Annotated in this window: 15 protein-coding genes and 1 pseudogene; 9 read left to right on the top strand and 7 right to left on the bottom strand. The window is 62.4% G+C overall.

What is annotated here, in order from left to right:
• Nucleotides 1-130: 130 nt before the first annotated feature.
• The 8 genes from T336_RS26275 (at nt 131) to T336_RS0119110 (ending at nt 7,105) form a co-directional block, all read left to right on the top strand.
• Complete coding sequence (locus tag T336_RS26275) at nt 131-931, top strand: transketolase (protein WP_026433757.1); 801 nt, start codon at nt 131-133, stop codon at nt 929-931.
• Nucleotides 928-1,902: a transketolase family protein gene (locus T336_RS0119140; protein WP_026433756.1), complete on the top strand. Its 975-nt coding sequence runs from the start codon at nt 928-930 to the stop codon at nt 1,900-1,902. Before T336_RS26275 ends, T336_RS0119140 begins: the two co-directional genes overlap by 4 nt.
• On the top strand, nt 1,895-2,656 hold the full coding sequence (locus tag T336_RS0119135) for a guanylate kinase (RefSeq protein ID WP_234384306.1): 762 nt from the start codon (nt 1,895-1,897) through the stop codon (nt 2,654-2,656). The genes T336_RS0119140 and T336_RS0119135 overlap by 8 nt, the downstream gene beginning before the upstream one ends.
• Nucleotides 2,646-3,641 (top strand): nucleoside-diphosphate kinase, encoded by a 996-nt coding sequence (locus T336_RS0119130; protein ID WP_026433754.1) that lies wholly within the window; start codon nt 2,646-2,648, stop codon nt 3,639-3,641. The genes T336_RS0119135 and T336_RS0119130 overlap by 11 nt, the downstream gene beginning before the upstream one ends.
• On the top strand, nt 3,631-4,662 hold the full coding sequence (locus T336_RS0119125) for a hypothetical protein (RefSeq protein ID WP_026433753.1): 1,032 nt from the start codon (nt 3,631-3,633) through the stop codon (nt 4,660-4,662). Before T336_RS0119130 ends, T336_RS0119125 begins: the two co-directional genes overlap by 11 nt.
• Complete coding sequence (locus T336_RS0119120; protein WP_035208021.1) at nt 4,659-5,480, top strand: gamma-glutamyl-gamma-aminobutyrate hydrolase family protein; 822 nt, start codon at nt 4,659-4,661, stop codon at nt 5,478-5,480. The genes T336_RS0119125 and T336_RS0119120 overlap by 4 nt, the downstream gene beginning before the upstream one ends.
• A complete protein-coding gene (locus tag T336_RS0119115) occupies nt 5,477-6,226 on the top strand; it encodes an SDR family oxidoreductase (protein ID WP_019701860.1) in 750 nt (249 codons plus the stop codon). The genes T336_RS0119120 and T336_RS0119115 overlap by 4 nt, the downstream gene beginning before the upstream one ends.
• A 63-nt stretch (nt 6,227-6,289) precedes the next feature.
• Entirely contained in the window at nt 6,290-7,105 is an 816-nt protein-coding gene (locus tag T336_RS0119110) for an EamA family transporter (protein ID WP_019701859.1), read from the top strand.
• Nucleotides 7,106-7,145: 40 nt separating this feature from the next.
• Here T336_RS0119110 and T336_RS0119105 read toward each other — a convergent pair whose 3' ends face one another.
• Nucleotides 7,146-8,336, bottom strand: a complete 1,191-nt coding sequence (locus tag T336_RS0119105; RefSeq protein WP_026433751.1) for a PLP-dependent transferase — start codon at nt 8,334-8,336, stop codon at nt 7,146-7,148.
• Between the two features lie 113 nt (nt 8,337-8,449).
• On the opposite strand from T336_RS0119105, the gene T336_RS25395 reads away from it, so the two are divergent.
• Nucleotides 8,450-9,070, top strand: a complete 621-nt coding sequence (locus T336_RS25395; protein ID WP_156957902.1) for a class I SAM-dependent DNA methyltransferase — start codon at nt 8,450-8,452, stop codon at nt 9,068-9,070.
• 85 nt (nt 9,071-9,155) lie between these two features.
• Here the strand turns inward: T336_RS25395 and rbp are convergent, their stop codons facing one another.
• From rbp to ntrB, 6 genes and pseudogenes are all read right to left on the bottom strand, one after another.
• Nucleotides 9,156-9,506 carry an RNA-binding regulator gene (rbp, locus tag T336_RS0119095; protein ID WP_019701856.1) on the bottom strand — a complete coding sequence of 117 codons (351 nt, stop codon included), beginning with the start codon at nt 9,504-9,506 and terminating at the stop codon, nt 9,156-9,158.
• Between the two features lie 116 nt (nt 9,507-9,622).
• Complete coding sequence (locus T336_RS0119090; RefSeq protein WP_035208028.1) at nt 9,623-9,832, bottom strand: hypothetical protein; 210 nt, start codon at nt 9,830-9,832, stop codon at nt 9,623-9,625.
• Between the two features lie 279 nt (nt 9,833-10,111).
• Entirely contained in the window at nt 10,112-10,663 is a 552-nt protein-coding gene (locus T336_RS0119085; RefSeq protein ID WP_244883993.1) for a TetR/AcrR family transcriptional regulator, read from the bottom strand.
• A 35-nt stretch (nt 10,664-10,698) separates the two neighbouring features.
• Nucleotides 10,699-11,240: pseudogene (locus T336_RS25390) on the bottom strand (dihydrofolate reductase family protein).
• Between the two features lie 124 nt (nt 11,241-11,364).
• The gene (locus T336_RS0119075; RefSeq protein ID WP_026433748.1) at nt 11,365-12,177 is read right to left on the bottom strand and encodes an ABC transporter ATP-binding protein; all 813 of its coding nucleotides are present in this window, start codon (nt 12,175-12,177) and stop codon (nt 11,365-11,367) included.
• Between the two features lie 38 nt (nt 12,178-12,215).
• Nucleotides 12,216-13,163 (bottom strand): nitrate ABC transporter permease, encoded by a 948-nt coding sequence (ntrB, locus tag T336_RS0119070; protein WP_026433747.1) that lies wholly within the window; start codon nt 13,161-13,163, stop codon nt 12,216-12,218.
• Nucleotides 13,164-13,180: the final 17 nt, after the last annotated feature.

The raw sequence follows: 13,180 nt of genomic DNA, 5'->3' as shown, positions 1-13,180 counted from the left end.
CCTGCATCGATCCCGGGACAGGACCGCGGATCGTTGGAATATTTCTTAGGGAGGGGGAGATACCATGAGAACCCATGGAAATGGGGCACACGGTCTGGCAGTGGGCAGGGGCACGCAGGAGCGCTCCCGGTTGGATGTCGATCATTCCAAAAGGATCGCGCAACGCGCCCGAATCCGGTGCCTGACGGTCACGGCCGAAAGCCACTTCGGCCACCTGGGCCCCGATTTCTCCGCCATAGATATTCTGACGGTCCTCTACGGATCGGTCATGGCATCCCGTTCTTTCAACGACCCGTTGCGAGACCGTTTCGTCCTCAGCAAGGGACATGCTGCCTTGGCCCTTTATTCGGTATTGATCGAATTGGGGCTTTGGGACGAAGACATGCTGCTGGACTATGGCCGTTCGGGGGGATTGCTCGGCGGCCATCCTTCTTCCTCCATTTGCGGCATCGAAACCTGTACCGGTGCCCTCGGTCATGGATTGCCTTTCGCTGCGGGGGCGGCTGCCGCTGCATCGGCCAGTGGCAGCAGGCACAGGACATTTGTCCTTCTCGGAGATGGCGAGTTGCAGGAAGGCAGCAATTGGGAGGCGGCGATGTTTGCGAGCGCACGCTGCCTCGGCAATCTGACGGCCATTGTGGATCGCAACGGACTGCAGCAAGGACGAGAAACGGAACAGGTCAATCCGCTGGGGCCCTTGGCAGACAAATGGCGGGCCTTCGGATGGGACGTCGAGGAAATCGACGGTCATGACCACATTGCCATTTTCGACGCTCTTGCCCGGGGCGAGCGCTCAACGCGGCCGCGGTGCCTGATCGCGATGACAAGAAAGGGCAGGGGTGTTTCTTTCATGGAGGGGAATGCAGCATGGCACCACAAATTGCCTTCGCCAGCGGAGGCCGCGCAGGCGCTCGAAGAGCTGAGCCGATGAACGTCGATGAGGGATTGGAAGATCCGAAGGACGCCTTCGCCGCTGAAGTGTTGAATCTCGCCAGGCACGACCCCAGGGTGTGCCTGGTCATCAACGATTGCCTGTCTTCGACGAATGCCAGGTTCTTTCTGGAGGAGTTTCCGGATCGGGTCTTCGACGTCGGCATTGCCGAGCAGAACATGGTGGGGGTGGCGGCAGGTCTGGCCAGCGGCGGGATGATCCCGTTCGTCTGCGCGGCGTCATGCTTTCTTTCGGGGAGAGCGCTGGAGCAGATCAAGGTGGACATCGCCATGTCGAAGGCCAACGTGAAGCTGTGCGGGTTCAGCAGCGGTTTCACCTACGGCTCGCTCGGGGCGACGCACCACGCGATCGAGGACATCGCATGGATCCGGGTGCTCCCGAATGTCCGCTTTACCGCGCCATGCGACGCTCGCGAAGCGAGGGCCGTCGCCAGGGCCCTGCATGCGCATGAGGGGCCGGCATTCGTTCGCCTGGCGCGAGGCGGACGGCGAAACATCACCAGCCGGGACGAGTATCAGTTTGGTAGCGCCGAGCAACTGCGTGACGGAAGCGACGTCGCCCTGCTGGGTACCGGCTCGATGGTGCACAACCTGGTCCAGGCCGCGCGGCTGCTGGAGGATGGCGGCATCACGTGCCGGGTCCTGAATTTCTCCAGCATCGCCCCGCTCGATACGGCCGCCATTGTCCAGGCGTGCCGGGATACGAGGGGCATCGTGTGCGCCGAGGAGCACCAGGTCGGGGGAGGGCTGTTCGGTGCCGTCGCGGAGGTGGTCGTCAGCCGCACGCCGACTCCGATGCTGGCGCTCGGCGTGCCGGGTGTATTCGCGCCGGTAGGCGACAGCAGCGACCTGCTCAGGCATTTCGGGCTGGAACCCGCGCAGATGGCCTCGCGTGTGCGGCATTGGCTGGCTGCGATGAATCGAGAAAAAAAGGAAATGGTCAGTGCATAAGCAACCACTATTGCCGGAGGCTGCGCCCAAGGTCAGTTTCGACGACAAGCCCACCAGCACTTTCTTCGTGGTCTCGGGTCCCGGTGGCACGGGAAAAACCACCTTGATCAAACGTTGGCTCCGCGATTCTCCCGACCTGGGTTATGTGCCCAATGTCACGACGCGCGCGCCGCGCTCCTCCTCTGCCGTCGATGAGTCCGGATTCTACGAATTCGTATCGAGACAGGAATTCCAGGAAATGGTCAAGGCAGAGGCCTTTGCGCAATGGGTGAATCCTTCGGAAGGGAAGTACTACGGCACGCCGATCAAACCCTTGCAGGAGGCGATCGTGGCAGGAAAGGACCTGGTGTTCGACTACACGCCGCAGCTGTACATCAACCTCCGCCGCCAATTCAGGGAACAGGTCGTCGGGATATTCGTCATTCCCCCGACATTCGAGGAACTGCTTTCGCGCCTGGAAAGACGGGGCACGGAGCGGGGCGAGGAGCTCTATATCAAGCAGCAGATGGCATTGCAGGACCTCAGCTATGTCGATGAACATGAATACCACCTCGTGAACAAGGACCTGGATTGCAGTCTGGAGGTTCTCAAGGCCATACAAATCGCCGAAAGGCACAGGCTCACCCGATTGAGCAACGTGGGGCCGACCTGCAAGAAGCTGTCGCCCCGGTCGATGATGTTCTACTACGATCCATTGTTCGAGCGTGTCAATCGCATTGCACAACTGCAACCAGAAAATGCCGATGCAGAATGAATATGCGGAATTGCTCTCGCTGCTCACGGTGCAGGATGCGAAGATTCAGGCCTATCGGAACGATTTCGTTCCGGAGGAGGCGTGGGAAATCCTGTGCCGGGTCTGGGGCGATCGGGTCGGCGAGTTCATCTATGGCCATTCATTCGTACTGATCAAGCCCGAGGCCCTTGCCAGGCGTTGCAGCCAGTCCGTGCTGTCATTCCTGCACAAAAAGCGGCTGGTCCCTGTTGCGGTGGCACGGGTACCCGTTGACCGGAACGCTGCGCACCTCATATGGCGTTTCCAATGGAATGCAGCGACGGTGGACCGGGTGCGATTGACCAACATGGTCAACGCGCAAAGCGATTCCATCCTGGTTCTGGTGCGTGACGCCGACCCTGGAGTGGTTCCCGCGTCGGTCAGGCTCTGGGGCATGAAAGGGTCGGCCCATGCCGATCGGCGCAATGAGCAGCATCTGCGCACCTTGCTCCGCATGCACAACCGGATGCTCGGTTTCGTCCACACGCCCGACGAGCCGGCGGATCTTGTTCGCGACCTGTCGATTCTGCTCGGTGGTCCGGTACTGGTTGCACTGATGCGCGACTGCGCCGCCGCTCCGTTGAGGCCTGCCGTCGATCTTTCCGCCAGCGTATGCACCCAGGTGCAGCGCATCGAGGCTGCATCGCGAAAGAACGAAATCGATCCCGTCGGTTCCATGGCGCGGCTCGAGGATGCCTTGGGCAAGGGGTCGACCGGGTTTCGCGTGCTCGCGGACGCCATGCAAAGCCATGCCAGGATACCTCTCGACATGGTTCTTGACGCGGTCGCTGGCGGGCAGGCGCAGCCATGGGATGTGCTCACCATCGCGTCCGAATTGATCCAGCACGACAGGCCCGGCATCAAGCCCCTGATCGATGCCCGCGCGGTCGGCGAAGTCACTTCGCGGTGGGTCGAACACGGCGAGGTCCTGAAAAACGCACTCGATGAATCAATCCATGCCTTCTAAGGATGAGGAACGCGGGCAGGTCTACAGCCTGCTTGGCGGCAGCGTGCATCTGTCCAGTGACTTCATTCTGGACAATGCCTATCTGCGTGACGGTGATGCCGCCTTCGTCGGCGGATCCTTGATCGAGGGCATCGGCAATGCCATGTCCGACGTGGATGTCCACGTGGTGACCGACGAGCTTCGGCGGGAGCGGGACATCGCACTGGATATGCACTACAGGACTCTCAGCACGGACCGCTCGATCCTGACGGGGACGGCGCCGATGGCGGAGGTCTTCCTGATACACACCGTCGTGCCGTCCACGCACATCAAGGTGGACATCGAATACCGCTCGAAGGCCGAAATGGACGCACTCGTGTCCCAGGTCCGCAGCACCTTCGATTACGCCACCCGGTCCCTGGTGCTGCTCACGAAGTACATGAGCGCTCGCGACATGGCCTTCGTGCATCGGCTCTTCAATTCGCATGGCTTGGCCGGCGCGGCCTATCTCGAAGGCCTGCGCGACCGCATAGGTCTCAAGGTATTCCAGTACCTGATGTACCGGTGGAAAGCCTCCGATTTCTCGGTGCTGCTCGACATCGTCGGCGCGTGGAATGAGGGCGAATGGGCCCGCTGCGCCGACCTTGCGCGCGAGAACATGGTCACCCAGTTCCACGCATACACGCATTTGTGTGGAAACACCAACTACCACAGGAAGTGGATTGTCCGGTATGGCGCGAGGGAGGGCGTGGACGCGCGGCTCTACGAGCGCTACCTGCATCTGCTGCTGGCGGGCTGTGGCCGGGATGCCGGGGAGACGAAAGCCTACATACTCGCCACCATCGATTTCATCGATGAACTTTTCGAGGCCAGCCGCCTGTTGCTTCAGGCCGAACCATTGTTTCCATCCGGAGCCCTGGCGAAGGAGCGTATCGCCGCTTTCTTCCAGCATGAGACGGAGGAGTACTCAGACATGGAAATGCAATACCGCATGAGGGTGTACGAGCCCAGCGGCAGCGCCACGCGGGCGTGGTTCGCATGAGGGATGAGCGGCCTCTCGTGGGCGTGTCCTGCTGTTTGCGTGGCATCGCGTTTGGCGACTATCCTCCGACGCCCCATCACACCGTGTTCCACAAATACGTGGACTACGTTCTCAATGAACTGCAGGCCGTACCGGTCCTGATTGCCGCTACGCCATCGCTGGGCGGGCCGACCGGTGCGCTGTCACTTCTCGCCGATCGCCTGGACGGCATATTGTTCACGGGTTCGCCGAGCAACGTGGGTCTTCGGCGCCGGGGCGATGAACTGATCGAGATCGAACCTGTCGGCCAGCCGGACAGGGCGCGCGATGAGACAACGCACTGGTTGATCCGGCATTGTCTCGCGCAGGGAGTACCCATGTTGGGAATTTGCCGTGGAATGCAGGAGATGAACGTGGCTTGTGGCGGAGGATTGCATGAACAGGTCCACGAGCTTGGAGGTTTCGAGGACCATCGGTCCGACAAATCGCTTCCCTATCAGGAAAGATACAAGGCGCGCCATCCGATTCGCATCAACAAGGGAAGTTATCTGAGCGGCTTGATCGAGCGGTCGGGCCGCATGGGCCTGGAGCAAAAGGTCAACTCCCTTCATTCGCAGGCGGTGTCGGACCTGGGGGATGGGGTCGCCGTTCAAGCTACCAGCGAGGACGGCGTGACCGAGGCGATCGTCCTGACCGGTGCGCGCGAATTCGCGATGGGCGTTCAGTGGCACATCGAGTGGGGAGCGAGCGCGGGGGATCTGGACAAGGTCATTTCCAGCGCATTCCGGGCAGCTTGCGTTGGCCGGGCCCGGCGCACGTATCGCAAGGTGGTGCCATGAGCAACGGGTGTATTCCTGGCGCTGAAGACCAGGGCCTGACCGGCCGGGTCGCGATCATCACAGGGGCGTCCAGCGGCATCGGCATGGCGCTGGCGGGCAAGCTGGCACACATGGGAATGCAGCTCGTTCTGCATGGTCGCCGCGAAAGCCGTTTGAAATCGCTTGCATCCCGATTCGCCGGCATCGAGTGGATCGCCGGTGACCTGACCGATGGCGACACATGCTCGCGATTGGTCGAGCGAGCGGTAAGTTGTTTCGGCCGGGTCGATTTCGCCGTCAACAATGCGGGCGTCAACCATACCGGGACCATCGAGCAGATCGATATCGAGCAGGTCTGCGCCATGTCGCGCATCAATGTCGAGGCAGCCTATCGATTCACATACACCTTGCTGAAGCACTTCCGCGGCCAGGAGCATGGCCACCTGATACATACCACCAGCATCATGGGCCACAAGGTGCGGGAGACCGCGGGGGCCTATGCAGGTACCAAACATGCCATCGAGGCGCTTTGCGAAGCCCTGCGCATGGAGCTTGCCCGAAGCCGGATCAAGGTGTCGTGCGTCGCCCCGGGACTCGTGGAAACGGAGCTGCACCGCGACGCGGCAGTCAGGCCGGCAGTCGCACGGAACATTGCCCGGCCGCTCCAGCCGGATGACGTTGCAGAGAGGATTGTCTGGCTCATGCTGCAGCCTCCCCACATCAACGTACCTCAACTCATCGTGCTTCCCCAGGATCATCCGATCTGACGGAATTTCGCAACGCTCTTTCCGAAGAACTTCATTTTGGACACCGTATCACTAGGCCTCGTCATGCTCTCTGCGGTGATGCATGCGGCATGGAATCTCTTCGTCAAGAAAGATGAGGACAAGTTTCTTTCGCTGACCGTGATGGCGGCTACCTCCGGCGGCATTTGCCTGGCGATGCTGCCATTTTTCCCCGGCATGGACCCGGCGGCATGGAAATGGCTGGCGATCTCCGCGCCATTGCATGCCGGTTACCGGATCTGTCTCAGCGCAGGCTACAAGCACGGAGACATGAGCCAGGTGTATCCCATTGCCCGCGGTGCCACGCCGCTGATGGTGACGGCGATCTCGGTCCTGTTGCTGGGGACCGTGCTGGCGCCCTGGAAATACGTGGGAATCGCCGTCATCGGGGTAGGCATCATGGGCCTGTCGTTTGCCCGTGGGCTTCCGAGAGGAAATGAAGGCCGGGCCATAGCGTTCGCACTGGGCACTTCGGCATTCATCGCGGTGTTCACCTTGCTGGACAGCGAGGGGGCGCGTGTCAGCGGGCACGCAGTCACCTACGTGCTGTGGTTGTTCGTCCTTGAGGGAATATTGATGCTCGTGTTCGCGGCAGCGGCCGGCTTCAGGAAGCTGCAATCCTATGTCGCGAGAAATGGTGCCAACTGCCTGGTCAACGGCTTTGTGATGTCGGCAGCCCACGGACTCGTGATCCTCGCGCTGTCACGGAGCCAGCCCGCGCTGGTTTCGGCATTGCGCGAGACAAGCGTCGTATTCGGAGCCCTCTTCGGTGCCATCTTCCTGAAGGAGAAAGTGGCCGGCATGCGGCTGGCCTGCACGTTGTTCGTGACGGCCGGCCTCGTGCTGAGTGTGCTCGGCTGAGCCCGTGGCGCGGTGGCGATGCAGCTCGATGGCCGGACCGCTACGCGCCGAAGGCCGATGACCAGGCGTTGAATATGTCGGCCGCCAGATCGGTCCCGTCTTCCAGGCCGAGCCAGAACCGCGCAATGCAGCCAGCCCCGGGATGTCTTTCTGCAAACTGCCGCGTGGATGCGTTCTCCTTGCCGTAGAACATGACCAGGCTTGTCGGACCTCCCCACGAGAAGCCAAAGTGAAAGAGCGTCAAGGCTTCGAGAAACGCCTCTATTTTTTCGGCTTCGACCGCTGCGTCGAAGGCAATGCTGAACAGGCTGGTGGAACTGGTGAAATATTGCTTCCAATGATCGTGTCCCTGGCTGCCGCAGAAAGCCGGATGCATGACGGCCGCGATTTCCTGCTTCTCCGAAAACCACTCCGCGAGGCGCAAGGACGCTTCCGTATTGGCCGCGTACCGAAGGCTCAGCGTGGGCAGGCCCCTCAGTACCAGGTAGATGTCATCCGGCGAGACGTGCATGCCGAGAAAATGGCGCGTCTCGTACAGGCTGCGGGAGATGTCCTCGCGTGCGCTGGCCACGCTTCCCATCACCAGATCCGCGCCGCCGGACTGCAGCTTCGTGAGCGCCTGGATGGATACATGAAAGCCGAGTTCAAACGCGCGCAAGTGCAGTCCTGCGCTGTACGTATTGTCGATCGCGGCAATGCATCCCCGTTCACCTGCGAACCTGGCGAGGCGTCGAAGATCCGGAACTTCCATGGTGACCGAACCCGGTGCCTCGACGCACAACAGGCGGGTGGATGCTGGAATGGCGTCGCTCCACGTATCCGGCACCATGGGGTCATACAGCGCAATTCCGATGCCGAAGCGATGAAACACGTTCCGCAGCATTTGCTGAGCGGTTCCATAGCCGTTCGCCGGCATCGCGACGACGTCGCCAGGAGACAGCAGGGACATGCAGATCAGTGCATAGGCCGCAAGTCCGGAAGACACCACGAGCGCCTGTTGGGCGCCTTCGATCCGCGCGAGCCTGGTTTCCAATTCGCACGCTGCCCGGCAGCCGTCTCTGCCGTAGGGTGGTTGGCTGCGATTGCGCCAATCGGCACTCTTCAGCTGCGCGAGGGTGGGCAGGAAAATGGTGGACGCGCGGTGGACCGGGGGAAGCGCCGAGGCAGGATCATCGGATTCCGTGCCGGCAATCGGCTGTGACAGCAATGTCCGGGGTGTATGGTGTTGCATCCAGGAGCGAAATTGGTATTCACGTGGAAGGGTGACGAGACTTGAGGCGATTCACGATAGCTAAAAATTACCCGGTGCTCCCGGGCAAGTGGGCGGATTCCCTCAAATTCTCCATGTTGGGCCTGGCCTCGTTTCTTGGTGGTCGGCGTTGGGGGCCGGCGCACGACGAGTGGCTGCGGCGATGGCTTCCCCTGCTTCGCCAGAGTGTAGGTGAGGGGGTGATCATCGAACTCGGCTGCGGCAATGGAGCAGATCTCGCGATGCTGGTTGCCGAAGGGTTTTCAGTGATCGGCGTGGATCGGTCACCGGCTGCGATCGCCGAAGCGGGGAAAAGGATTGCCCCGCAGTTCCTGTATTGTCAGGACCTCCGCGATGAGTTTCCGATGGCTGCCCACCATGCGAGCGCCGTGATCGCAAGCCTCTCGCTGCACTATTTCTCCGTTGAACAGACGCAGGAAGTGATGCACCGCATACGGAGTTGTCTTGCCCCTGGAGGCATCTTTCTTTGCCGGGTGAATTCAACGCAGGATGTTCATTTCGGCGCGGTCGGTAATCGCCCGGTGGGAGAGGGCCAGTACCTCGTGCATGGCGAATTGAAGCGCTTTTTCGATGAAGCGGCGGCCCGTTCCCTCTGCGGCGAAGGCTGGGATGTCGTCAGTGTTCAGGAAAAAACGATACAGCGCTATGCGCTGCCCAAGGTCGCCTGGGAAATCGTTGCGCGCCGCGCTGGTTGAGCCTGTGGGCCGGGATGGTGGAAGGCCCCGCACGAAAAAAAACCGGCTCAATGAAGCCGGTTCTTCCGCGAAAAAGCGGGAGGGCTCAGTAACGGCCGCCGCCGTAGCCGCCATTGCCATAGCCCACGTCGGAGCGCTTGTTCACCGCGTAGCCCACCGGGCTGTAGCCACCCGGGCCGCCGTTTGCCTCACGCGGGCGGGCCAGGTTGACGACGATGGAGCGTCCATCGACGGACAGGCCGTTCAGGCCGGTGATCGCCGACTGCGCGTCTTCGGCCGAGGACATTTCCACGAAACCGAAACCCTTGGAGCGACCGGTTTCGCGGTCCGTCATGATCTTGGACGAAGTGACGCCGCCGAATTCCGCGAAATTGCTGCGCAGGCTTTCATCGGTCACGGAATAGGGCAGGTTGCCCACATAGATTTTGCAGCTCATGAGGAGCCTTTCTGAAGGAGGGCGGGCGAGGAGCCCGCAGGTGGAATGTCGAGCCTGGTGAGCCGCGCGATGATCCCTCGAGCGTCAGGGCGAGGGGGCGTCTGCGGCAGCTGAGGTCAACAGACCGGAGGGTGCGCCATGCATGTTTGCAGCCAGCCCTGCGTGACTGCAAAGAGCCGGGCGGCTTCGCGCGAGGCGAACGTCTTGTCGAAACGGAACACCCGGCAGTAGCTGCCGCTGCTCTGGGCACGATGGACGGCGAAGGAGGCTCGGAAGCGACCGCAGTCGGTCGGATGTGTCGCGGGCGAAACGACGTACTTGCCCATGGAAATGGCGGTATTTGGGATCTGGAGCATTCAATGACGCGGGTCGAAACTGGCCCGCGTGAGCTTCTGGACAGTCGGGGGATCTGCAGCTCAGCAGATCCGCCGTGCGACGGAAGTCGCCATATCTCTGCGAGGTGGTGTGCCTCCGCACAGAGCTTTCTGGTGGCGGTACGGTGGAGTGGCCGCCAGACCAGAACAAGGTCCATCATACCACCCAGGAATTTTGTTGGTGGTCAATATTCCTGTTGGTTTTGAAAACCCGGAAGCTCTATTCACGCTCTAGGCAACGGCGGCACGCGCAGATGTGTCGTCGTATCCTTTTTCCGCCAGGTGGTCCAGCAAGCGATCGAGGGCCTGTCGATATTGCGTCTGCAGTGCCTCAGCCTGCTCACGTCTTACGGAGGCCAGGGCCAGGCCACTGCCATGGGCATGGTCGACCAGAATGTCACGCCACAGGACGGGCTCGGCCGTGAGCCCTGCAAGCAAGGTGGTCAGCCGGTCGGTGATCTGGCGGGTCACCCCTGCAAAGGCTTCCGGCGTCGTGAAGATCGCCAGTGTGAGCTGCGGATGGCGGCCCACGGCACGGTAGTAGCGAAAGAGTAGTTCCTGGATTTCTGCCCGACGGTCCGGCAACTCGTCCACCGCCTCCATGACTTCCGCGTACACCCGGTCCGACAGCGCGCGCAGCAACCCGGCATGGTCGCCAACGTGGTGATAAAGGCTCATCGGCGTGACGCCCAGTCGTGCGGCCAGGGTGCGAAGCGTCAAGCCGTGACCTCCACTTTCATCCAGCAGCTTCAGGGCGGCGGCGAGGATATCGTCTCGCGTCATTCCCTTCCCGTGCGTCGGGCGCCCGCGCGGGCGGGTCATGGCGCAAACTGATAGGTGGATTGAACCAAGCCCGAAGGAAAGCTGCGGCTGGACTCCAGCTTCAGATCGATGTCGCGGGACAGCGCACCGAACAGTGGCCTGCCCGAGCCGATCAACACGGGGATGGTGGTGATCACCATGTCGGCAATCAACCCGTCGCGCAGAAACGACTGGACCACCTGGCCTCCATCGACGTACACCCGGCGCACGCCCTGCCGAGCCAGCTCCTGCATCTCTTCCCTGGGTGGCGGCTGGAGAAGCGGACCTTGCCCTCCAACGCCTCGGGAACAGGGGCATCGACCAACTGCCTGGACAGCACCACGACAGGTCGGTCGTAAGGCCACGGGTCCAGGGTCGATGCTTTCTCATAACAGCCGCGACCCATCACGATCGCGCCTTTGTCGGCAATGAACTCCAGGTAGCCATGGTCCTCTTCCGGATCATCGCGCTGCAACAGCCAGTCGATGTCTCCATCGTTCCGGGCGATGTAGCCGTCCAGGCTGACGGCTATGAAAACATGTGCGGTGATCGTTGGCATCCCTTAAATATATACGATGTATATATTTGACGGGCCCGGGGCATCCCAGGTCGAGGTGGAGCGGCCGGACTGCCTCCATTCGGCCGCGCTCGATGTTGGCCGTGCCCCCGCGGCGGGCATCTCCTCAAGCCGCCTTCTCCACATGCCCCTGCCGCGTGTACAGAAAATCGATCACCGCCTTCCGGCACTGCAGGTACACCGCATCCTCCGCCAGTTGCACCCGGCTCCTCGGCCGCGGAATCTCCACCGCCAGCACTTCGCCGATCGTCGCGGCCGGCCCGTTGGTCAGCATCACGATCTTGTCGGAGAGCAGCACGGCTTCGTCCACGTCGTGGGTCACCATCACCACGGTGCTCTGCGTGCGCGCCACGATCTCCAGCAGCTCGTCCTGCAGCTTGGCGCGGGTGAGGGCGTCCAGGGCGCCGAAAGGTTCGTCCATCAGCAGCACCTGGGGCTCCATCGACAACGCCCGGGCGATGCCCACGCGCTGCTTCATGCCGCCGGAGATCTCGCCGGGGCGCTTGTGCGCGGCGTGGGTGAGGCCCACCAGCGCCAGGGCTGCAGCAGTGCGCTCCTTCAGGCGCGCCTTGGATTCGGTGGCGCCGAAGACGCGCTCCACGGCCAGGTACACGTTGCCTTCGCAGGTCAGCCAGGGCAGCAGGGAGTGGTTCTGGAAGACCACGGCGCGGTCCGGTCCGGGGCCCTTGATTTCCTTGTTGGCGCAGATGAGCGCGCCGGCCGTGGGCGTGGTCAGGCCCGCGATCAGGTTCAGCAGAGTGGATTTGCCGCAGCCCGAGTGCCCGATGAGCGACACGAACTCGCCCTTGGCGATCGTCAGGTCGATGCCGCGCAGCGCGGGGAACAGGCCCTTGGTGGTCTTGAAGGTCTGCTCCACGCCCTGGATTTCGATGAACTTGGTGTTGAGGGAGGCATGCATGGGGAACTCCGGTGTGGGGTGGATCGGGTCGGACCGGATCAGGCCTTGACCTCTTCGAACGAGAAGGCCGTGGCGAGCTTGACCAGGGCGTATTCGAGCAGCAGGCCGACGATGCCGATCACGAAGATCGCGATCAGGATGTTCTTGACGTTCAGGTTGTTCCACTCGTCCCACACCCAGAAGCCGATGCCCACGCCGCCGGTCAGCATCTCGGCCGCCACGATCACCAGCCAGGCCGTGCCCACGGCCAGGCGCACGCCGGTCAGCATGTAGGGCAGCACGGAGGGGAACAGGATGGTGGTGGCGATCTTCCATTCGGAGAGGTTGAGCACGCGGGCCACGTTCATGTAGTCCTGCGGCACGCGCTGCACGCCCACGGCGGTGTTGATGATCATCGGCCAGATGGAGCAGATGAAGATGGTCCAGATGGCCGCGGGGTTGGCGCCCTTGAAGACCAGCAGGCCGATCGGCAGCCAGGCCAGGGGCGAGACCGGGCGCAGCAGGCTGATGAGCGGGTTGAACATGCGCGAGAGGAACGTGAAGCGCCCGATCACGAAGCCGGCCGGAATGCCCACCACCGCGGCGAGGCCGAAACCGACGGCCACGCGCTCCAGCGAAGCCAGCACGTTCCAGCCCACGCCCTGGTCGTTGGGGCCGTTGCGGTAGAACGGGTCGCTGAAGATCTCCACGGCCTGCTTCCAGGTGTCGGCCGGGTTGGGAATGCTCCCGCCCGTGGTGGTGGAGACGATGGTCCACACCACGAGCAGCAGGCCCAGGCCGCAGGCGGGCGGCAGCACCGCGAGCCAGAAGCGGCGCAGGGCGGCGGCGGTGTCGCGCGGTGCCGGGACGGCAGCGGCGGGTGCTGCGGAGGCGGGCGGGGATGCGGTCTTCATCGTGTTTGCGGTGGAGGAGGGGGCCGGGGCGGAATGCGCGGCGGTGGCTGCGGTGGCGGGCTCCGGGGGAGCATGGAAGACGGCGCTGACCATGGTGGGCTCCTTCGCGG

It is taken from the genome of Paracidovorax oryzae ATCC 19882, assembly GCF_000687165.1.
Taxonomy (GTDB): Bacteria; Pseudomonadota; Gammaproteobacteria; order Burkholderiales; family Burkholderiaceae_C; genus Paracidovorax; species Paracidovorax oryzae.
The sequence above is the reverse complement of the archived record's forward strand: the minus strand, read 5'-3'. Positions and strand labels throughout refer to the sequence as shown.